A 1,164-nucleotide genomic window follows, 5' to 3' on the forward strand; every position below is an offset into this window, starting at 1 on the left:
CTTCCTATGATCTTTGCTGGAATACCGGCGACTGTACAACCACTCGGGATGCTTTTTGTCACAACTGCCCCGGCTGCAACAATAACTCCCTCACCAATATTAACTCCTGGAAGAATAGTAACCCCATTCCCCATCCAAACATTATCTTCAATAACTACGGGGTTTATTTCTTTATTCGCCACTCCTATTTTTTGTCCAATTTTTGCATGTGTCATTGTGGCAATCATAACATTGGGGCCAAGCCGAACGTTGTTTCCGATAGTGATATAGCCAAACGCGTCAATGACATTATTTCGACCCAAACCAGAGCGTTCTCCAATACTTAAGCGCTCAGGGTGATATATCTCAACATTCTCTTTTATAGTAATCCAACTACCACTACTTTTAAAAAAAACACCCAGACAGAAACCTCGTATGTAGTGGCCTAAACGACCGGGAAAAAACAGAAAAAACCATTGATAAACAGACCACAACTCTTCAAAAAAAATTCTTAGAATCTTATTCACAACGAATGATCTCTCTATTTTTAATCTTGTAAAGAAACAGGTATAATTTAAAGAAAGCTCTTTCTTTTACACCTGAGAACGACACACCTTCATCTCCAAATAAACATATAAACGCTTTGAACTTACCCTTAAACCGAGGAGTCAGACACATGGAGTGCTTTTCTAAAAAAACTTTAATACCACTGGTCTTTTTTTTCGAAAGACTAATTCTATCTTTACGTTCATCTATGTTCATTATGTATGTGGGGCTTTGTAAGTTATAACCACTACCATATTCAAAAATCAACCTTATCCATGCATCATAGTCTTGCCAGCATAGGAGTGACACATCAAACCCATTAATATTCTTGAGTCGTTCTGACAAAGTGAAAACTTGATTGCCAATAGCATTCCCCCTCACTATTGCTTCCCTATCAATTACAGCTTTATCAGAAAATTGAGTCTTTACTTTCTTACCATTTTTTATAAACAGTGTACCAGTACTGATGAATGAATAGGTTTCTAGCAAACCCCTATTTTCAAATAATTCACTCAGCCTCCCTTCGGAAAATAAATCATCATCATCCAAGCCAGTAATATATTTTCCTTTTGCAATATTTATAGCTAGATTTCTTGCATAACAAGCCCCTTTTGAATCATCATATGATATGTATTTAAC

General features: G+C 36.5%; 2 protein-coding genes. Both read right to left on the reverse strand.

Features of this window, described 5'->3' with window-relative positions; all coding sequences use genetic code 11:
• Window positions 1–506 (reverse strand): acyltransferase (locus BZG77_RS14615; protein WP_077647758.1); only part of this gene is annotated, 506 nt, incomplete at its 3' end.
• On the reverse strand, window positions 499–1,164 hold a 666-nt coding region (locus BZG77_RS14620), incomplete at its 5' end, for a glycosyltransferase (protein WP_131826174.1). The genes BZG77_RS14620 and BZG77_RS14615, both read right to left, overlap by 8 nt.

Origin of the sequence: Salinivibrio sp. IB643 (genome assembly GCF_001996105.1) — a bacterium.
Lineage (GTDB): Bacteria > Pseudomonadota > Gammaproteobacteria > Enterobacterales > Vibrionaceae > Salinivibrio > Salinivibrio costicola.